The 18,242-nt window shown below is 42.3% G+C and carries 21 protein-coding genes; 15 read left to right on the plus strand and 6 right to left on the minus strand.

Annotation, left to right across the window (positions count from 1 at the left end; translation table 11 throughout):
* Position 1: 1 nt before the first annotated feature.
* The gene (locus HPK16_RS04710) at positions 2–703 is read right to left on the minus strand and encodes an ABC transporter ATP-binding protein (RefSeq protein ID WP_181675858.1); all 702 of its coding nucleotides are present in this window, start codon (positions 701–703) and stop codon (positions 2–4) included.
* 227 nt (positions 704–930) lie between these two features.
* Between HPK16_RS04710 and HPK16_RS04715 the strand changes: the two genes are divergently transcribed.
* From HPK16_RS04715 to HPK16_RS04725, 3 genes are read left to right on the plus strand one after another with little or no spacing between them, the layout of a single operon-like run.
* On the plus strand, positions 931–1,233 hold the full coding sequence (locus HPK16_RS04715) for a hypothetical protein (protein ID WP_181675859.1): 303 nt from the start codon (positions 931–933) through the stop codon (positions 1,231–1,233).
* 14 nt (positions 1,234–1,247) lie between these two features.
* Positions 1,248–1,613, plus strand: a complete 366-nt coding sequence (locus HPK16_RS04720; protein WP_181675860.1) for an ArpU family phage packaging/lysis transcriptional regulator — start codon at positions 1,248–1,250, stop codon at positions 1,611–1,613.
* Between the two features lie 33 nt (positions 1,614–1,646).
* Positions 1,647–1,901, plus strand: coding sequence for a BhlA/UviB family holin-like peptide (locus HPK16_RS04725; protein ID WP_051999458.1), 255 nt, complete (start codon positions 1,647–1,649; stop codon positions 1,899–1,901).
* Between the two features lie 244 nt (positions 1,902–2,145).
* Here the strand turns inward: HPK16_RS04725 and HPK16_RS04730 are convergent, their stop codons facing one another.
* The 3 genes from HPK16_RS04730 to HPK16_RS04740 all read right to left on the minus strand — a co-directional run bounded on the left by HPK16_RS04730 (position 2,146) and on the right by HPK16_RS04740 (position 5,706).
* A complete protein-coding gene (locus tag HPK16_RS04730) occupies positions 2,146–3,048 on the minus strand; it encodes an ABC transporter permease (RefSeq protein WP_181675922.1) in 903 nt (300 codons plus the stop codon).
* A gap of 4 nt (positions 3,049–3,052) precedes the next feature.
* Positions 3,053–4,003, minus strand: a complete 951-nt coding sequence (locus HPK16_RS04735) for an ABC transporter permease (protein WP_181675861.1) — start codon at positions 4,001–4,003, stop codon at positions 3,053–3,055.
* A 140-nt stretch (positions 4,004–4,143) separates the two neighbouring features.
* Positions 4,144–5,706 carry an ABC transporter substrate-binding protein gene (locus HPK16_RS04740; RefSeq protein WP_181675862.1) on the minus strand — a complete coding sequence of 521 codons (1,563 nt, stop codon included), beginning with the start codon at positions 5,704–5,706 and terminating at the stop codon, positions 4,144–4,146.
* A 187-nt stretch (positions 5,707–5,893) separates the two neighbouring features.
* On the opposite strand from HPK16_RS04740, the gene HPK16_RS04745 reads away from it, so the two are divergent.
* Complete coding sequence (locus HPK16_RS04745; RefSeq protein ID WP_181675863.1) at positions 5,894–6,853, plus strand: nucleotidyltransferase domain-containing protein; 960 nt, start codon at positions 5,894–5,896, stop codon at positions 6,851–6,853.
* 235 nt (positions 6,854–7,088) lie between these two features.
* Here HPK16_RS04745 and HPK16_RS04750 read toward each other — a convergent pair whose 3' ends face one another.
* A complete protein-coding gene (locus tag HPK16_RS04750; RefSeq protein WP_181675864.1) occupies positions 7,089–7,646 on the minus strand; it encodes a DUF1269 domain-containing protein in 558 nt (185 codons plus the stop codon).
* A gap of 159 nt (positions 7,647–7,805) precedes the next feature.
* Here HPK16_RS04750 and HPK16_RS04755 point away from each other — a divergent pair, with 159 nt between their 5' ends.
* From HPK16_RS04755 to HPK16_RS04775, 5 genes are all read left to right on the plus strand, one after another.
* Positions 7,806–8,171: a VOC family protein gene (locus HPK16_RS04755; protein ID WP_181675865.1), complete on the plus strand. Its 366-nt coding sequence runs from the start codon at positions 7,806–7,808 to the stop codon at positions 8,169–8,171.
* A gap of 130 nt (positions 8,172–8,301) precedes the next feature.
* Entirely contained in the window at positions 8,302–8,481 is a 180-nt protein-coding gene (locus HPK16_RS04760; protein WP_077913905.1) for a type II toxin-antitoxin system Phd/YefM family antitoxin, read from the plus strand.
* A gap of 20 nt (positions 8,482–8,501) precedes the next feature.
* On the plus strand, positions 8,502–9,008 hold the full coding sequence (locus tag HPK16_RS04765; RefSeq protein ID WP_425487919.1) for a GNAT family N-acetyltransferase: 507 nt from the start codon (positions 8,502–8,504) through the stop codon (positions 9,006–9,008).
* Between the two features lie 158 nt (positions 9,009–9,166).
* Positions 9,167–9,388: a hypothetical protein gene (locus HPK16_RS04770; RefSeq protein ID WP_181675867.1), complete on the plus strand. Its 222-nt coding sequence runs from the start codon at positions 9,167–9,169 to the stop codon at positions 9,386–9,388.
* 4 nt (positions 9,389–9,392) lie between these two features.
* On the plus strand, positions 9,393–9,737 hold the full coding sequence (locus tag HPK16_RS04775) for a type II toxin-antitoxin system RelE/ParE family toxin (protein ID WP_181675868.1): 345 nt from the start codon (positions 9,393–9,395) through the stop codon (positions 9,735–9,737).
* 52 nt (positions 9,738–9,789) lie between these two features.
* Here the strand turns inward: HPK16_RS04775 and HPK16_RS04780 are convergent, their stop codons facing one another.
* Entirely contained in the window at positions 9,790–10,818 is a 1,029-nt protein-coding gene (locus tag HPK16_RS04780; RefSeq protein ID WP_181675869.1) for a LacI family DNA-binding transcriptional regulator, read from the minus strand.
* A gap of 231 nt (positions 10,819–11,049) precedes the next feature.
* Here HPK16_RS04780 and HPK16_RS04785 point away from each other — a divergent pair, with 231 nt between their 5' ends.
* The 6 genes from HPK16_RS04785 to HPK16_RS04810 all read left to right on the plus strand — a co-directional run bounded on the left by HPK16_RS04785 (position 11,050) and on the right by HPK16_RS04810 (position 18,219).
* On the plus strand, positions 11,050–12,732 hold the full coding sequence (locus tag HPK16_RS04785; RefSeq protein WP_181675870.1) for an alpha-amylase family glycosyl hydrolase: 1,683 nt from the start codon (positions 11,050–11,052) through the stop codon (positions 12,730–12,732).
* Between the two features lie 50 nt (positions 12,733–12,782).
* The gene (locus tag HPK16_RS04790) at positions 12,783–14,042 is read left to right on the plus strand and encodes an ABC transporter substrate-binding protein (RefSeq protein WP_220132257.1); all 1,260 of its coding nucleotides are present in this window, start codon (positions 12,783–12,785) and stop codon (positions 14,040–14,042) included.
* Between the two features lie 15 nt (positions 14,043–14,057).
* Complete coding sequence (locus tag HPK16_RS04795; RefSeq protein ID WP_036060744.1) at positions 14,058–14,939, plus strand: carbohydrate ABC transporter permease; 882 nt, start codon at positions 14,058–14,060, stop codon at positions 14,937–14,939.
* Positions 14,926–15,777: a carbohydrate ABC transporter permease gene (locus HPK16_RS04800; RefSeq protein ID WP_036089351.1), complete on the plus strand. Its 852-nt coding sequence runs from the start codon at positions 14,926–14,928 to the stop codon at positions 15,775–15,777. Before HPK16_RS04795 ends, HPK16_RS04800 begins: the two co-directional genes overlap by 14 nt.
* 581 nt (positions 15,778–16,358) lie before the next feature.
* On the plus strand, positions 16,359–17,411 hold the full coding sequence (locus tag HPK16_RS04805) for a zinc-dependent alcohol dehydrogenase (protein ID WP_036060743.1): 1,053 nt from the start codon (positions 16,359–16,361) through the stop codon (positions 17,409–17,411).
* 16 nt (positions 17,412–17,427) lie between these two features.
* Entirely contained in the window at positions 17,428–18,219 is a 792-nt protein-coding gene (locus HPK16_RS04810) for a sugar phosphate isomerase/epimerase family protein (protein WP_181675923.1), read from the plus strand.
* The last annotated feature ends 23 nt before the right edge of the window (positions 18,220–18,242 follow it).

The raw sequence follows: 18,242 nt of genomic DNA on the forward strand, positions 1-18,242 counted from the left end.
CTTACCATTCAATGCTGTCGATCGAAACAGGATTTTTCTGAATTTTGACATCACGAACTTTGGCGTTATTGATCTCGATAATACGGTCAGCAATTGGCGTAATCGCCGTATTATGTGTAATCACAATCACTGTCGTACCAGTATTTCGACACGTATCCTGAAGCAACTTCAAAACCGCTTTCCCGGTATTATAATCAAGCGCGCCGGTCGGTTCATCACAAAGCAACAATTTCGGCTGTTTCGCGAGCGCTCTGGCAATGGCAACCCGTTGCTGCTCCCCACCTGAAAGCTGCGCTGGGAAATTGTCCATCCGTTCCTCCAAGCCAACTTGCTGCAAAACGACTTCTGCGTCTATGGCGTTCGGGGAAATCTGCGTTGCCAGCTCCACATTTTCCTTCGCTGTCAAACTCGGTACCAAATTATAAAATTGGAACACAAAGCCAACGTCCTGCCTCCGATATCCCGTCAATTGCTTCGCGTTAAAAGCCGCAATATCCGTTCCATCAATATAAACATGCCCCTCATCACTCATGTCCATGCCACCCAAAATATTGAGCACAGTCGACTTCCCAGCACCAGAAGGGCCAACAATAATAACAAATTCACCCTGCTCAATTTGAAACGTAATACCATCATTTGCCGTCACTATTTTCTCGCCCAGTTGATAGCGTTTATAGATCTGATCCATTTCGACAAAAGCCATTCCAGCAACTCCATCCGTATGTTAGTTTTTGAACATTAACGTTTTTATTATAGCACAAAATTTTCAAAAAAACTCCCAAATTTAAAAATAATAAACCGCTTCATTCAAGCTGTATAGCCAACTCTAAAACGCATTAAGAACAAGTGTTCGTTTTTTCCTTGACTTCGTATTCGGTGGGGTTTATAGTAGGATTACTCCTTAAAAAATGGGGCAAGGGAGAGATTAAGATGAACAAAAAAAGACAGAGAGAAATTAATGTTCTATTCTCGCGGCTGGTTGATTTTCACAACGAACAAGCAATCACATTTTACCAATGCAATCGCAAATGCTTCATATGTCGTAAAATCAGAAATCTGAGAAAAGAACAAGAAAAATTAGAGAACAACGATGAGGAAGCGAGCAACATACGCACACAAGTATCCCTCATCAGCTACTTTTCAACCTATTCTAAGCAGCAATTAGCAACATGGGACGACCAAGAAAGGGAACACCTATATGAATCTATTTTAACCAAAATAAAGCAGTCTTAGGGGGAGCATAATGAATGAGCAAATGCAAAGAAGCCGAGCATTTATTGTTCAAGTACAACGCCTTATTACTAAGTCTACCAAAACGAAGTATGCCGAGGCGCACGAACGAAAACGAATTGCGACTAACCAAAAAAATATCCCAAGAACCAGCGTATATCGAAATTAAGCAGATAACCGAGGCAATCAATAAGTTAAACAGCGATCAACGGGAAGTCCTGTTAGCAAAGTACGTGTCGCGGAAGAAACGTACAAACATTGAGGTTTACATGAGTATCGGTTGGAGTGAATCCCATTATTACCGATTGAAGAAAGCCGCACTGGAAGAGTTTCTAAGCGCTTATGAAGCCGAGTGTTCACAGGAGAAACTAATTTTTATGTAAGAAAATCATACTGAACGGGGAGGTATGATGGAGATGGAGAAGAAAAACTATTACAGTTTGGAAGTGATTATTACGGGACTAGAGAATTTAGTGGCAAACGCGACCGAAATCACATTCGGCATCCTTTTTGTAGCTTTATTAGTATGGATGATGCGCAAGAATGATGAACGGGAAGAGCGTTACCAGCGAACAATTGATAATCTAAGTGAATTAGCCAGCGAGATCAAAATCATCGAACAAGCCGTCAACGAGATGCGCGCAGATGTGATTGAATTAAAGGTAAAATAGATAGAAATAAAATGAGGCTGAGACAAAACTCAAGACAAAGCAAAAGCGCCCTCCCATTTCTTGGGTAGGATGAAAAATTCTGCTTTATACAAATCGAGCGAAAGCGTTTGTATTCAGGGGATTTGGTGGAAGCCGGAAGCGGAGCATACTGGTGTATGTGAGAACCGGAAGTCCGCCAAATCCCCTGAATGCGAACGCTTGTCGCCGATTTATCTGGGTTATGTCTCAGCCCCTGACATAGCAATTATTTATGCACATCTCGAGGTTCCAAACCTTTACGGAACACGTCACCGAGAACATTAAAGGATAGGATAGTTAGTAGAATCAAGGCACCTGGGAAGAGCGCTAAATACGTAGCATCTCCAATATAGCCCTGCGCATTGTTTAGCATGCTACCCCATGAAGAGTTCGGTTGTTGCACGCCGAGTCCTAGGAAACTAAGCGCCGACTCCGTTAGAATCGCAGCAGCAATATTTAGAGAAGCTGCAACAACAATCGAAGGCATTGCGTTTGGAATGATATGCCGGACGATGATGTGCCAAACGCCTGCACCACTTGATTTCGAGTACAGAATAAACTCGCGTTCTTTAAGCGATAGCGTTTCAGCCCGCACAATTCGAGCAACGTCCATCCACGAGAGTAGACCGATAATCAAAATAATATTTCCGATACCAGGCTTCAAATAAGCGTTCAAAATCATCAATAAGAAGAACGATGGTATCGACATGAATATGTCTAGGAAACGCATCAATAAACTATCAACAATACCACCGAAGAAACCACTGATTGTTCCAGCTACTGTTCCCACAACGAGGGCAATTAACATAGCCAGGAAGCCAACAGTTAATGATACACGACCTCCGTATAGCACACGTGTGAAGTAATCGCGACCATGATCATCTGTTCCAAACCAATGCGAACTACTTGGCGGGAGCAACTTATCTTGAATGGATAGCGCATTTGGATCATACGGCGATAAGAATGCCAATCCGCAAGCTAATGCAAGCAAGACGAGTATCCCAATGGAGATAAGTCCGCGTTTTTCACTTAATAAGAAATGCCAAAATGTACGTTCTCGAGGTAGTTGTGCTTTTTCAGGAGGTCGGACATTTTTAGGTTTTGTGAATTTACTCAAATCAGCTTTCATCATGTTAGCTAACCTCCCTTATGCGTGGGTCAATAATGGTATAGGCGACATCGGCTAGCAAGTTACCGATAATCAGCAACAAGGCAGAGAACATCGTAATAGCCATAATCATCGGATAATCTAACTGGAAAATCGCGTTGATTCCAAGTGAACCCATACCGGGCCATGAGAATACGCTTTCCGTGATAAAGGCTCCTGTAATAATTTGTGGTAAGTACATACCAAGTAGCGTGATGACTGGAAGCAATGAATTTTTCAGGACATGATCGCGCATGATTTGTGCTTTAGAAAGTCCTTTTGCATAACCGAATAACACATACTCTTCTTTGAGTTGATTAATCGTATTAGAGCGCACGTAACGATAATACGAAGCGCACCCTTGAAAAGTTAAGGCAGTGACAGGAAGAATAGCATGTTTTGCGACATCCCAGAAGGATTCCACGCCGATAGTACGCATTCCTAAACTTGGAAGCCAATGGAGACGAATTGCAAACACATCAATCAAAATCATCGCGAACCAAAAAATAGGAATCGAGATACCAACGTAAGAAATTGCATTAAGAACACGATCTAATTTCGTGTTTTCATACGCGGCAGCAATGAGGCCGAGTGGAATGGAGAACAAGAGTGTGAAGAATAATGCGGTTCCCATTAAGCCAATTGTTGCAGGTAGGCGTTCAATAATTTGACCGAGTACAGGCTGGTTATTAATCAGCGAATAGCCGAAGTTTCCTTGTAATACATTGCCAAGCCATTTGAAATACTGCACGTATATTGGCTGATCTAAACCAAGGCTTTGACGAATCCGCTCGACATCGTCAGGGTTCATATTCGGCGTAACGAAAGAAGAAATTGGATCGCCGGGCGCCAATTGAACCAATGCGAAGGAAACAAGCGAAATGATGAATAGCATAGGTATAATTTGTAATACACGTTTGAAGATAGTTTGTATCATGAAGAAAAGCCCCTTACCAAGAAAGTATAGTGAAACAACGTAAAGCCCTCACCGACAGGAAAAATGGAACGTGGCTTTCCTGCCAGTTTGGGGCTTCATTTTATACACATTAAGTTATTATAGCATGTGAGAGGCGAAATTTACTTAATATAAAGCTTAGACAAATCGCGGAACATTGTTACAGGTTGTGGTGTTGCTTCTTTTGTTCCTTGATATTTCTTGTCAATCGCAAGTACGGCGTTATCATAAGAAATTGGATAAATCGCAGCATCATCTGCAATTGTTGTTTGGATTTGCTCGTAAATTGCTTGACGTTTCGCATCATCTGCTGTTACTGCGCCTTCGTTCCATAGTTTATCTACTGCAGGATTGCTGTAATTTGAGTAGTTATATGGTTCGCCTGTCATATAAAGTGTTTTGTATGGATCCGGATCGTTACCCATGATGTAGCCTCCAAGCATAAGAGAGTAGGCATCACTTTTACGATCAAGTGTAATGTTGTTCATAGCTGTTGGATCGGTTGGTTTTAGTTCTAGAGATACACCGATAGATTTCAGTTGTTCTTGGACATAGAGCGCGATACTTTCTTGTGCTTTACTGTTGTTTAGATAGATAATATTGAGTTTGTCAGAAGATTTATAACCACTCTTCGCTAAAAGTTCTTTCGCTTTCGTTATATCTTGGTTATACGTCTCTACCTTGTCAGTGAAGAATTTTGTATTCTCTGTTAGGAGAGAGCTTGCTGGTTTCGCGTACTCTTGTGAACCGTAAGCAGCTTCGATTAAATCTTTGCGATCAAGTGTTAGTGAAATGGCTTGGCGCAAGTCTTTTGATTTAAGTGCTGCGACGTTTTGGTTGAATGCGATGTAGCTTAAACGGTTTTCTGGATACGTAATAATGTTGACATCACTTGCTTTTTCAACTTTATTACGTTCGGCAGGTTGAATTGATTTTAAGTTAATTTCACCATTTTGCAGTGCTAGATTCGCGGCATTTTGGTCTTTTGTGATACGGTAGGTTACTTTATCTAGTTTTGGCTTACCGTCGAAATAATCGTCGAATTTCTCTAGTGAATAGTATTCGCCAGATTTATAGTTCACGAATTTATAAGGACCAGATCCAACTGGTTCATTGTTTTTATCGCTCTTACCTATATCTGCAACACCTTCAAAAATGTGTTTTGGAATTGGGAAGAAAGTTTTTAATGTGTTTTCAAAAGCAGGGGCAACTTGGGGTAGTGTGAATTTTACAGTCGTTGCATTTTCAGCAACTGCTTTCACAGGTTTATCATCAAATACCCAGCTTCCGCGGAACGGGCTGTTTTGTTTTTCATCAATAATGGAATTCACGCTGAAAACAACGTCATCAGCAGTTAAAGGTTTTCCATCATGCCATGTTAGGCCATCTTTTAGAGTGACGGTGTACGTTAGGTTGTCAGCAGAGACGTCTAGTTTATCAGCAAGTGCTGGCTTACCGTCGTACTCCCAGAATAGTGGTGCGTAAAGAGCTTGCTGGATTGTTAGCGTGACGCGATCGCTTGAATAAAGTGGATTCACGACTTCGGGATCCCCGGGAACACCGATGATGATAGAATTGTTATCTTTAGAGCCACTAGCGCTGTCAGATGAGCTTCCAGAACCGCCACATGCTGCTAACACCAACATTAAGGCTAATGTGAAAATGAATAAAATACTTTTTTTCATACTTTCTCCCCTTTTCTCAGGTAACTACTTTTTAATTCTTACTTTATAAGTAGGAATTGGTTATACTTAAAATACCCCGATTCGTAAGTAAAGTCAAGATATTTTGATTGGGGAAGATAATTATTTTTTAGGGAGCAAGTTTTGGTATAATGGTAGGAAATATCAGGATGAGAAGAGTTGAGTTGAAATGAAGAAATATGAGACTGCTATAGAGACGTCTGCCTATGATTTTTTACGGGATAATAAAGATTTAAAAGGGACTGCTTATTTGGTTGCTAGCGGATCTCATGGTTATGGGACGAACATGGAGACGAGTGACCTGGATTTGCGAGGCTTTTTGATAGAGGATGAGCAATATTTATTTGGATTGAATACGTTTGAGCAGTTTGAAGAGAAAGAGACGGATACGGTAATTTTTGGTGCGCAGAAGTTTATCAAGTTGTGCGCGCAGGGAAATCCAAATGTCCTGGAATTGCTAGGTGTGGAAGAGGATGAAATAGTTATTTGTTCAGAGGTTGGCCGGAAAGTGCGTGATAATGCGGATTTGTTTTTATCGAAGCGCGTGGAGCAGACGTTTGGTAATTATGCGAATGCACAGTTGAAGCGATTGCAAAATGCATTGATTCGAAATGAGGAGTCGCAAGTTTTGCAGGAACAGCATATTTTGGAGACATTGCAGAAGCAGATGAGGCACTTTGAAGGGAAGTATGCAGATATAGGCGATAATGGTTTGGGACTACGAATGGAGAATGGCGAGATAGTGATGGATGCGATGTTGCAAGGATATCCGTTACGAGATTTTATTGGGATATATGGAGAGATGCAAGGAACGATGCGTACGTACGGAAAACTGGGCACAAGAGAGCACCCGAAAGATTTACCAAGATTGTATAAGCACGCGATGCATTTGGTTAGGATGTTAGTGACGGGGCGAGATATTTTAGAGGGGAAAGGAATTATAACGAAGCGACGGGCGGAGCATGAACTGTTGATGGCGATTCGAAATGGAGCGATATCATTTGAGGATATTTTTGAGAAGGTTGCTGTTTTACAGAAGGAATTTGAACGGGCGGCGAGAGAAACGAATCTTCCTGAACGGGTAGATATGAATAAGATAGAGGAATTGCTGATTTCACTGTATAAATAAAAGGGTCCGGGACATAACCCAGATAAATCGGCGAGAAGCGCTCGCATTCAGGGGATTTGGCGGACTTCCGGTTCTCACATACACCAGTATGCTCCGCTTCCGGCTTCCACCAAATCCCCTGAATACAAACGCTTTCGCTCGATTTGTATAAAGCAGAATTTTTCGCCCTACCCGAAAAAACGGGAGGGCGCTTTTGCTTTATCTTGAGTTTTGTCTCAGACTCGGGAGTTTCATATTAGTCTTCTTTTTTGTTGAACCAGCCTTTTTTAGCGCTTTTCTTAGCGTCGTTTTCCGCTTGTTGTGCTTGGTTTATTTCGTGGGCAACGAGGTTTGCGTCCATACGAACAACACGACCGCCAAGTTTATTATTTACTATGTCATTGATGTATTCGTTGTGCTCTTCTTCAGCGATAAGGATAACGCCAGTTTGGTTTTCAGGAATGGTTTCCAATGTTTTTTCGAAAACGTTCATAGCGTCGCGAATTTCTTTAGCGTCTTGTGAAGAGCCGATGATTGCACCGGTCATCCAACCAAGAAGAACGCCTAGTGGGCCTCCTAAAATACCTACCAGCATACCAATTAGGCTGCCTTTCATATTTTTGTCGCCGCCTGTGAAGTCTAGGAAGTCTTTAGCGTTGATTTTATGATTGTGGTCGTGTTCTACAACCGCCATTTGCTCACCGTGAATTTTTCTTTCCGCATGAAGTGTTTTGATTTCTGAAAATGCTTGATAGGACTTACTTTCTGTTTCGAAATTCATGATAAGTACTGTTTTATTTGTTTGCTTGCTCATGTCGAATAGCCTCCTAAAATTTTCTATAAAATATCGGCAAACTGTGCCTCCATTTCAGTATACTCGTTATGCGCGGGAAAACAAAATGTTAACTGTTTTAGTTTTGAGTTGTCTTGTTAGGGAAATAAATAATATGAAATGAAGGATGGAGGAAATGCTATGATTGAAGGTTTTGAGGGAATAAATATTGCGGTTAGTAATCCAGAAGCATTTGTACGTTTCTACAAGGAACAGTTGGGCGTGCCACTGGTGTTTGAGGGGCACGGTAATTATATTGGGGCTAAATTGGCCTTTTCGAGACATGATCCTGGGATTATTGTTTGGGATAGGGCGAGTGATGATGTGACAACGCAAGGACCGACGGAGTTTGTTTTTCGGTCGGCCGATTTAGATAAGACATATGAGACATTGAAATTTAATGGCGTCGATATTCAACCACCATTTTTGGCGGATTGGGGAGGGAAAGAGTTACGGTGTGCCGACCCTGAGGGGAATAGTATTTTGATTCTGGAAGGCGCGTATTAATTGAATTTATTAGGAAATGGCTGGTTTTTATGACTGGCTATTTTCTTTGCTTAAAATCAGATTTCACTAGCATTTATATCATAATTATGATATAATAATGATAATATTATGATAAGAGGAGGGCAAGGAGATGCCTGAAATTAGACCGGTTTCGGATTTGAGAAATAATTTTACTGATATTTCCAAAATTGTCCACGAACGTAGTGAACCTATTTTTTTGACGAAGAATGGGCATGGGGATATGGTAGTGATGAGCATTGAGACCTATGAAGAGATGTGTCAATATGAGACACGCGCGGTAACGAAATAACAAAGGGAATGGTGAGATATTTGGATAAGAAGCGGAATTATCATGTGAAGTTTTTGACGGAGAAAGATGTAGAATTGGCTGAGGAAGTATGTGCGAAATGCGAGGATTATTTCTTGATAGAGCAAGGAATGGCGGCAACAACAGAGAATGCGCGCGATATTATTACGGAAATACCAAAGGGCAAGACGAAGTTGGATAAATTTGTGATGGCGGTGCTTGATGAGGCGGATAAGCCAATTGGGTTGATTGATGTTGTCGCAGATTTCCCGCGAAAAGGACAGTGGATTATTGGACTGTTAATGTTGATACCAGAAGAGCGTGGTAGTGGCTTTGGGAAAGTGCTTTATCAAGTTATCAAGGATTGGGCATCTGATGGCAGTGCCGATTCATTGCGGATTGGTGTCCTTGAGGAGAATAAAGAGGCCATTGGTTTTTGGTCTCATCTCGGTTTTGAAAAGCAGGAAGAAAAAAGACAAACATATGGTGAAAAAGAGCATATTGTCCATGTGATGGTGCGGAATATATAGATGTTAAAAAGATACTTTTGGCTAAAGTATCTTTTTATGTGGGTGAAAAAAAACGTGAAGCCTATGCAAAAAACGAAATTGACACAAAATGAATGAAAAGATGGCGATGAAATTCCTTGTGTGTTATAATGGGGAGATAAAAGACGGAGGTGCAGGAGATGACATCAAACATGGAAGAAAGCTTTGTGAACGAAACAGCCACCAAATTCGCCTATGAACCTACATGGGTGGCCGCATCAGAAGAAATGATTAGAGAGAAACTGAGCCAAGCAGAAACTGACTTCGCGACTGGAAATATAAGCACTTGGGAAGAAGTGAAGAGTCGGGTAGCCATTTTGACAGATCGTGCGCGTGCTGAGTCTGTTACTGAGTGGGAATGAATGTATGGGGGAAAGCGTTAAAATTAGCCTTTCTAGACATGCTAGCATTGATTATGAAAGTATTTCTCTCTATTTGTTGGAAGATTTATATCAAACCCAAGCTGAGGAGAACTTTAGTAAAGGTGTAGATAAGCTATTTTTGAATTTAGCTGCATTCCCTAAGTTGGGTAGTCTGTATGCTAGTGAAAAGTATCTTTCTAAACCGTATCGTAAACTTAGCTTTGATAGGTATACAGTATTTTATGTGTATTATGAAGAACAGCAACTTATTGAAGTCCATCGTATTTTGTCTGGTCTGTCCGATTACACAGCTATTATTAAAGATACCTTGTCACTATATGAATTGTAAAAAAATCTGGAAAGTGCCTGTCTAAATCAGAGACAGTATACTTTCCAGATTTTTAATGTGTATTTAGATGGCTTATTGATGCGCCGTTAATGAGTTTTGTTTCGATAATCATGTTTTTACTGGGGGTACCACTTTGCTGAATTAAGTGGAAGAGTAACTCGGTAGCTGCTTTTCCTAATCGCTTGGTGGGGATATCGATTGCTGTCAGTGGCGGCGATAGGAAGGTGGAGACAACGCGGTCATTGTAGCCAACGATGGATAGGTCTTGTGGTATGTGCAAGTTGTGCTCGGAAGCTACTTTATAGATGCTGAGCACTTTTAAATCATCAGTAGCAAAAATGGCGCTCGGACGATTTGGGTGCGATAGTAGCTGGTTCGCGGCGTTATAAGCGTCTTCGGCAGTGTATCCGCTATCAAGAATCCAGTCACGACGAATGTCTAAATTGTGATCAAATAGGCAACTACGATATCCGGCCAGCCGATCAATGGAAACGTGGTGGTTCAGTGGTGCATGAAGGCAAGCGATGTTTTTGTGCCCATTTTTGATGAGTAGACTTGTTAGTTCGTAGGAGTCTTGGAAATTATCTGTGTCGACTGAATAAACATTTGTATAGTTGCCATCGATTTTTCCGGTTACGACGATGGGGATATTGAATGGATCAAGCTTTTCGAAAAAGGATTCGTCTGCGGGCGAGCTTAGCATGATAATTCCTTTGATCATTTTTTCCTTGATTTTGGCAATACATTTATCTAGTTCATCATCCGTATTTTGGGAGGTTTGTAGAATTAAATCGAAATTCTGATCCTCTGCAATGGCTGAGATGGAATGGATGATTTCTGAGAAAAAAGGATTTCCCGCTGTGGTTTTGGTTGGGCGATTTGAAATGACCATAATGGCGTCGAATCCTGAGTTTGTCAGTGCTCGTGCTAGTTTGCTGGGTTTATATTGCAGTTCTTCAATGGCTGTGAGAACGCGTTTTTTTGAGTCGGCGGAAATGTTTGTCTGATTGTTTAGTACGCGTGAAACGGTGGATTTCGAGACTCCAGCGTGACGTGCTATGTCGTAAATAGTGGCTCCCATTTTAGTTGTGTCCTCCTTGTTTCTATCTTGATGAGACCGTTCCCATCTTTATATATACTTATGCTATCTATTCTACTCAATTGTGGTAAAGATGTCCAATAAGAAATGAAAGGCTTGCTAACAAAGTGTTTGAGGAACGTTTTTTCGTGATGTGTAAAAAATATCATTGACAGAAAGCGCTTTCTGTAATATACTCTTTTTGTGGGAGCGGTACCATAAAAGGAGGTAAAAATGGATATTCTTTTAAGACGATTGGAATGTATATATGGAAGTGAAAGCGCTATATCTCTAGAGGGAAAGATTAGAGAGCGAATACAAGAAGCGAAAATGAAGAAATTAAAGCAACGAAAGTCAGGCTGGGATCAAGAAGATGTGGTTATGATTACATATGGTGATCAGTTTTGCGAAAAGGATCAACCTACACTTACGACGCTTAAGAAGATGTATGATAAGTACTTGGATGAGATGTTTGAAGTAGTTCATATTTTGCCGTTTTATCCGTATTCTTCGGATGATGGTTTTTCGGTGATTGATTACAAAATGGTGAATCCAAAGCTTGGTGATTGGCGGAATGTTGCGGATTTGACGCAATCGACGCGGTTGATGTTTGATTATGTTTGCAACCATATGTCGGCGAAAAGTGACTGGTTCCAGGGCTTTCTGAATCAGGACGCGGAATATGATGATTTCTTTGTTTCGCTGCCGCAAGATACGGATTTGACGGCGGTTACTAGGCCGCGGGCGACGCCTGTTTTGACGGAGTTTGAGATGACGGATGGTACGAAAAAGCATATTTGGACGACGTTTAGCGCTGATCAGATTGATCTTAATTTTAGGAATCCGAATGTGTTGTTGAAAATGATTGATGTTTTGGCATTTTATTTGGAGGAAGGCGCGGAGTATATTAGGTTGGATGCGGTTGGTTTCATGTGGAAAGAGCCTGGGACATCTTGCATTCACTTGGAAAAAACGCATGAGATTGTGAAGTTATTCCGCGATATTCTGGATGAAATTGCTCCTGGAACGGTGATGATTACGGAGACGAACGTGCCGCATAAGGATAATATTACTTACTTTGGAAATGGCCAAGATGAGGCGCATATGGTGTACCAGTTCCCGTTGCCACCGCTTGTTTTGCAGGCGATACATACTGGTGATGGGCAAGCGTTATCAGGCTGGGCGCGTGATTTGGAGTTGCCTGGTGAGGATGCTACGTTTTTCAATTTCCTAGCTTCACATGATGGTATTGGCTTGAATCCGATTCGTGGGATTTTGCCGGAAGAGGAGATTTTGGCTCTGGTGGCGGACTTGGAAAAGGAAGGCGCGCTTGTTTCGTATAAGCAGAATCCTGATGGGACGAAGAGTCCATATGAGGTGAATGTGACGTACATGGATGCGCTGAATCGCTTGGCGGACAACGATGATACTCGGTTACAACGATTCTTGTTGGCGCATTCGATTTTGCTGACGATTCCTGGTGTTCCAGCGGTTTACGTGCAAAGTATTCTAGGTGCTCGAAATGATCTGGATGGTGTCGCAGAAACGGGACATAATCGCTCGATCAACCGTAAAAAATACCCGATTTCGGAGATTGAAATGGGACTTGCGGATGAGAAAACATTGATGCATCGTACTTTTGAAGGAATTAAAGAAATGATTCAAGTTCGTAAAACGCAAGGCTTATTCCATCCCAATGTGCCGATGGAGGTTGTGGATTTAGGGAAAGAAATTTTTGCAATTAGGCGTGTGGATGCTTCGGGAGATAGTGTTCTTGCATTGCATAATTTATCTGATCAGCCGATATCATGTGATGTCGCTGTGAATTGGGATATTTTAAAAGATCAGCCGATTTCTGGGAGCGCTCCAATTATTCTTGCTCCTTACGAATTCCGCTGGTTAACAAACAAAAACTAGGAGGGTTTTAGGTGAAAAAGAGAGGTTCGATTTTACTTGTTGTTGTGTTAATGTTGAGTGCGATTTTGGCGGCGTGTGGCGGTTCATCGGGAAGCTCAGATGATAAAGAAGTAACGATTGAATTCATGCATTCCTCGGTTGAAAAGGAACGTTTGGATGTTATAAAAGAATTAGTTGCGAAATTTGAAAAGGAAAATCCGAATATTAAAGTGAAGCAAGTGCCTGTCGAGGAAGATGCGTTCAACACGAAAGTTGTAACGTTGGCGCGTTCTGGCAAATTGCCGGCAGTTTTGGAAGTAAGTCAAGATTTTGCGAAAGTAATGGATAAAGATAAATTGATCGATCAAGACGCGGTCAAAGACGTGATTAAAGAGGTTGGCGAGGATAGTTATTATGAAGGCGCGCTGAACTTGGTGCGTTCTGAGAATGGCAAAAGTTATATCGGCGTTCCACTTACGGGTTGGGTGCAAGGTATTTGGTACGACAAGAAGGCTTTAGCTGCGGCGAATTTCGAGGAGCCAAAGAATTGGAATGACATTTTGACAATCGCGAAGCATTTTACGAATAAAGCGAACAAGAAATATGGGATTGCGATTCCTACAGCAGAAGGCGCGATGGCGGAGCAAGCATTTTCTCAGTTTGCGCTTTCCAATGAAGCGAACGTTTTAGATGCGAAGGGCAACATCACGATTGATACGAAAGAAATGAAACAGGCGTTGACGTTTTATCAAGAATTATCGAAATACACGATGCCTGGATCGAATGATGTAACGGAAATCAAGGATGCATTTATGAACGGCACGGCTCCAATGGCGATGTATTCGACGTATATTTTGCCGGCGGTATTCACGGATGGCGACCCAAGTAATGTTGGATTTATTATTCCAGAAGAGAAGGAAAAAGCAGTGTACGGAACGGTTTCGGCGCTGGCACTTTCGGACGGTCTGGATGATGCACAAAAAGATGCTGGTAAAAAATTCGTGGAGTTCTTGTCACAACCTGAGAACCAAACGAAATGGGTACTAATGTCTCCAGGTGGGGCACAACCAGTAAATAAAGGCGTTATCGAGAACGCAGCGTACAAAAACAATGAAGTCGTGAAATCATTCGGCGCGTTGTCTGAGGAAATCGCGAAATCGTTCGATGATATTCAGATTTTCGGCTTAGTTGACGGTAAAAACTTCACCAAAATGGGCGATATCACAAGTTCAGGCGTTATCGCAAAAATGGTGAATAATGTGACGGTTGGCGGCAAGGACGTCGATTCAGAGCTTGAAAAAGCGCAGAGCACGGCCGAATCCAATAACTAAGAATAAGGAGGCACTATGAAAACAAAAGCATATAAACGCTCGGATGCAAAAATGGCGCTGGCCTTGCTGTCGCCTAGTATCCTCTTATTACTTGTGTTAGTGGCATATCCGATGATTTCAAACATTCAAATTAGCTTTTTAGAGTTACCGCTCAATCCGAATTTGGATTCAACGTTTATCGGTTTGCAAAATTACATTGATATTTTAACGGATGCTGAATTTTATAAGTCATTGGCTTTAACATTTGGCTATACGATTCTAGTAGTAGTTGGTAGTACAGGAATGGGGCTTCTGGTTGCGATATTCTTTAACCGGGAGTTCAGATTCCGGAAAACGGCGCGTTCGCTTATTATTTTGTCATACGTGACGCCGTCGATTTCCTTGATTTTTGCTTGGAAATACATGTTTAACAATAGTTATGGTGTAATCAACTATGTTGGTGGCGATATTCTTCATCTTTGGAAGGATGCACCACTTTGGTTTGATAACCCTGTTTCGAGCTTCATTTTAGTCGTGTTATTCGCGATTTGGCGTTATTTCCCGTATGCTTTCATTTCGTTCTTAGCGATTTTGCAAACGGTGGATAAATCGCTTTATGAAGCTGCGGAAATGGACGGGGCAAGTGTTTGGGATAAATTCAAAATTGTGACGTTACCAGCAATCATGCCAGTTTTGGCGACAGTTGTGACCTTGCGTGCGATTTGGATGTTCTACATGTTTACCGACGTATACTTGCTAACAAACAAAGTAAATATTCTTGGGGTTTACCTGTATCAAACAGCCTTTGCATTCAATGATCTAGGTAAAGCATCGGCGATTTCGGTGATTCTGTTTGTCATCATCTTTGTGGTCATCATGGTTACAAGAAAGCGAGTGAATTTAAATGGCGGTAAGTAGTAAAAAATCAAAACGGACGAAGAAAATTGTTTTTTATGTGAGTTTAGTGTTATTTCTCTTGTTCACGCTGTTTCCATTCTTGATTATGATGATGACGTCGTTTAAGAGTCCGAAAGAGGCGATTTCAACAACGCCAACATTTTTCCCTAAAGATTGGACATTTCAGCATTATTTAGATATTTTCAATCCGGATATATTCCCATTTTTGACGTATTTTAAAAATAGTTTTATCGTTGCGTTAGTTGCAGCAGGAATTGCAGTTGTTTTAGGGATTTTAGGTGCGTATGCCTTGTCAAAATTGCGTTTCCGGGCGCGGACAACGATTAATGCGAGTTTTTATACGGTTTACATGTTTTCAGGTATTTTGTTAATCGTGCCGTTGTTTAAAATTATTTCGAGTGTTGGATTGTATGACACGAGAACGGCGCTGATTATCACGATGGTTGTGCAAACATTGCCGACTGCGATATTCATGTTGATTAGTTATTTTGACACGATTCCAGTGGATATTGAGGAAGCAGCGATGATGGACGGCTTGAATCGAATGCAGATTATTTTGCGGATTATCGTACCACTCGCGATCTCAGGGATTGTTTCTGTATTCGTGTATTGTTTCATGGTAGCTTGGAATGATTATCTGTTTGCGTCGATTTTCTTGTCGGATTCAGAGCTGTTCACATTGCCGATTGGCTTGAATACGCTGTTTAGTACACCAGATTATATTTGGGGTCGCATGATGGCGGCGTCTCTTGTGACGGCATTGCCAGTTGTTATTATGTACGCTTTGTCAGAACGTTTCATCAAAGGAAATTTAACCGACGGCGGCGTCAAAGGCTAGGTCAGAGCAACGAGAAGCATTCATCTTCGTCGTTAAAAGTTCCGTTCCAGTGCTCACGTACGCAAGTACGCTCCGCACCTGGTACTCACTTTTGCCTAGAAGCTAAAAGCTTCTCGTCGCTCTGACGGTTTGGAGGCACGGAGTTGGTTTGTAGGTGAAAGAATAATTTGGGTGAAAAGGATTTGAAAGCATTCATCTTGATTGTTAAAAGTTTCGTTTCAGTGCTGGCGTACGCAAGTACGTTCCGCATCTGGTACGCACTTTTGCCTAGAAGCTAAAAGCTTCTCGTCACTCTGACGGTTTGGAGGCACGGAGTTGGTTTGTAGGTGAAAGAATAATTTGGGTGAAAAGGATTTGAGAGCATTCATCTTGATTGTTAAAAGTTTCGTTTCAGTGCTGGCGTACGCAAGTACGCTCCGCACCTGGTACTCACTTTTGCCTAGAAGCTAAAAGCTTCTCGTCGCTCTGACGGTTTGGAGGCACGGAGTTGGCTCAGAATTGGACGGCTAATTTTGCGAATGAGGCAGTGATTAAGTACTTTTATAAAAATGGATTTGGAATTTAGAAAGGAAGTTTGACTGATGAAGAAATTGATTGCTACGGAGCCGCGGGTTGCGGATTTGGTGGAATATGTGGATCGGGAATTGGCTAAGGATGAGGCGCGGATTCAAGTGAAGTTTGCGTCGCCTAAGCATGGTACGGAGGTCGTTGATTTTCGTGGTGTGAGCCCGTTTATTGATGAGGAGTTTAACGAGGAATGGAATATGTTTATGCCGCGCGCGGAAGGTTCTGCGCGTGGGATTGTGTTCGGGGAGTTTCAGCTCGGGAACATGGTTGTCGGCGAAATTGTTGAGATTGGCGCGGATGTGACGGAGTACGCGATTGGGGATATGGTTTGCTCGTACGGGCCGATTATGGAGACGGTGATCGTGAAGGCGGTTGATAATTATAAGCTGCGGAAAATGCCTGCGGGCGCGAGTTGGAAAAATGCAGTTTGTTATGATCCAGCGCAGTTTGCGATGAGTGGTGTTCGTGAGGCGCATGTGCGTGCGGGCGATTATGTCGTGGTCGTTGGGCTCGGCGCGATTGGCCAAATTGCGATTCAACTGGCGAAAAAGGCTGGTGCGAGTATCGTGATTGGTGTCGATCCTTTGGAACATCGTCGCGAAATTGCGATGCGTCATGGTGCGGATGCTTGCTTTAATCCGATTGGGACGGATGTCGGGTTTGAGGTTAAGAAATTGACTGGCAAACTTGGTGCGGACTCGATTATTGAGACGAGTGGGAATTCGCAGGCTCTTGAGGCGGCGCTACGTGGGATTGCGTACGGTGGGATTATTTCGTATGTGGCGTTTGCGAAGCCGTTTCCAGATGGATTTAATTTGGGACGCGAGGCGCATTTTAATAATGCCAAAATCGTGTTTGCGCGTGCGTCGAGTGAGCCGAATCCGGATTATCCGCGTTGGAATCGGAAGCGAATTGAGGAAACGTGCTGGGAACTTTTGATGAACGGGTATTTGGATTGTGAGGATTTGATTGATCCGATTGTAAGTCTGGACGAGAGTGCGCAGGCCTATATGAAGTACGTGGATCAGAATCCAGATTTGAGTATTAAGATGGGAATCGAACTTTAAAAGGAGACGGACAATGATGAAAATTGGGACGCAGAATCAAGCATTTTTTCCAGAGGGTATCATGGAGAAATTCGAATACGTGAAGGAAATGGGTTTTGAAGGTTTCGAAATCGACGGAAAACTGCTTGTGGAAAACGTGGCGGAGGTCAAAGCGGCGATTGCGGCGACTGGAATTCCAGTTTCGACGGCGTGTGGCGGTTATGACGGCTGGATCGGTGATTTTATCGAAGAGCGTCGTTTACGTGGATTACAAGAAATCAAGGTAATTTTGGAAGCGCTGCAAGAGGTTGGTGGAAAAGGGATTGTAGTTCCTGCGGCTTGGGGAATGTTCACGTATCGCTTACCGCCAATGGTTTCGCCGCGTTCGGAAGCTGGTGATTTCAAAGCTGTGAGTGAGTCGCTCGTTTATTTGGACGGGATTGCGGCGGAGACTGGGACGACGATTTTCTTGGAGCCGCTTAATCGCTATCAGGATCACATGATTAATTTGCTGGGCGATGCGCGTCGTTATATTGAGACGAATAACTTGAAACATGTGAAAATTATCGCGGACTTTTATCATATGAATATTGAGGAAGACGGGATTTCGGAGGCACTTCACGCGAATCGTGATTTGGTGGAGCATGTGCATGTGGCCGACAATCATCGCTATCAGCCTGGCAGTGGATCGCTTGATTTTAAAAAGCATTTCGACCAGTTGAAGGCGGATGGCTATGACGGATTCTTGACGTTTGAATGCCGAGTTCGTGCGGAAAATCCGGAAAAAGCGTATCGGGATGCATTGGAACATTTGAAGCTATGTAGATAATGATGAGCTGCCTCTAAATCTGA

The organism is Paenilisteria rustica, assembly GCF_013820765.1.
GTDB classification, from domain to species: Bacteria; Bacillota; Bacilli; order Lactobacillales; family Listeriaceae; genus Listeria_A; species Listeria_A rustica.

Excerpts from the sequence above, each read along its gene's own strand:
- HPK16_RS04710 (WP_181675858.1), bottom strand. The coding sequence starts at position 703 with ATGGCTTTTGTCGAAATGGATCAGATCTATAAACGCTATCAACTGGGC.
- HPK16_RS04715 (WP_181675859.1), top strand. The coding sequence starts at position 931 with ATGAACAAAAAAAGACAGAGAGAAATTAATGTTCTATTCTCGCGGCTG.
- HPK16_RS04720 (WP_181675860.1), top strand. The coding sequence starts at position 1,248 with ATGAGCAAATGCAAAGAAGCCGAGCATTTATTGTTCAAGTACAACGCC.
- HPK16_RS04725 (WP_051999458.1), top strand. The coding sequence starts at position 1,647 with ATGGAGAAGAAAAACTATTACAGTTTGGAAGTGATTATTACGGGACTA.
- HPK16_RS04730 (WP_181675922.1), bottom strand. The coding sequence starts at position 3,048 with ATGAAAGCTGATTTGAGTAAATTCACAAAACCTAAAAATGTCCGACCT.
- HPK16_RS04735 (WP_181675861.1), bottom strand. The coding sequence starts at position 4,003 with ATGATACAAACTATCTTCAAACGTGTATTACAAATTATACCTATGCTA.
- HPK16_RS04740 (WP_181675862.1), bottom strand. The coding sequence starts at position 5,706 with ATGAAAAAAAGTATTTTATTCATTTTCACATTAGCCTTAATGTTGGTG.
- HPK16_RS04745 (WP_181675863.1), top strand. The coding sequence starts at position 5,894 with ATGAAGAAATATGAGACTGCTATAGAGACGTCTGCCTATGATTTTTTA.
- HPK16_RS04750 (WP_181675864.1), bottom strand. The coding sequence starts at position 7,646 with ATGAGCAAGCAAACAAATAAAACAGTACTTATCATGAATTTCGAAACA.
- HPK16_RS04755 (WP_181675865.1), top strand. The coding sequence starts at position 7,806 with ATGATTGAAGGTTTTGAGGGAATAAATATTGCGGTTAGTAATCCAGAA.
- HPK16_RS04760 (WP_077913905.1), top strand. The coding sequence starts at position 8,302 with ATGCCTGAAATTAGACCGGTTTCGGATTTGAGAAATAATTTTACTGAT.
- HPK16_RS04770 (WP_181675867.1), top strand. The coding sequence starts at position 9,167 with ATGACATCAAACATGGAAGAAAGCTTTGTGAACGAAACAGCCACCAAA.
- HPK16_RS04775 (WP_181675868.1), top strand. The coding sequence starts at position 9,393 with ATGGGGGAAAGCGTTAAAATTAGCCTTTCTAGACATGCTAGCATTGAT.
- HPK16_RS04780 (WP_181675869.1), bottom strand. The coding sequence starts at position 10,818 with ATGGGAGCCACTATTTACGACATAGCACGTCACGCTGGAGTCTCGAAA.
- HPK16_RS04785 (WP_181675870.1), top strand. The coding sequence starts at position 11,050 with ATGGATATTCTTTTAAGACGATTGGAATGTATATATGGAAGTGAAAGC.
- HPK16_RS04790 (WP_220132257.1), top strand. The coding sequence starts at position 12,783 with ATGTTGAGTGCGATTTTGGCGGCGTGTGGCGGTTCATCGGGAAGCTCA.
- HPK16_RS04795 (WP_036060744.1), top strand. The coding sequence starts at position 14,058 with ATGAAAACAAAAGCATATAAACGCTCGGATGCAAAAATGGCGCTGGCC.
- HPK16_RS04800 (WP_036089351.1), top strand. The coding sequence starts at position 14,926 with ATGGCGGTAAGTAGTAAAAAATCAAAACGGACGAAGAAAATTGTTTTT.
- HPK16_RS04805 (WP_036060743.1), top strand. The coding sequence starts at position 16,359 with ATGAAGAAATTGATTGCTACGGAGCCGCGGGTTGCGGATTTGGTGGAA.
- HPK16_RS04810 (WP_181675923.1), top strand. The coding sequence starts at position 17,428 with ATGAAAATTGGGACGCAGAATCAAGCATTTTTTCCAGAGGGTATCATG.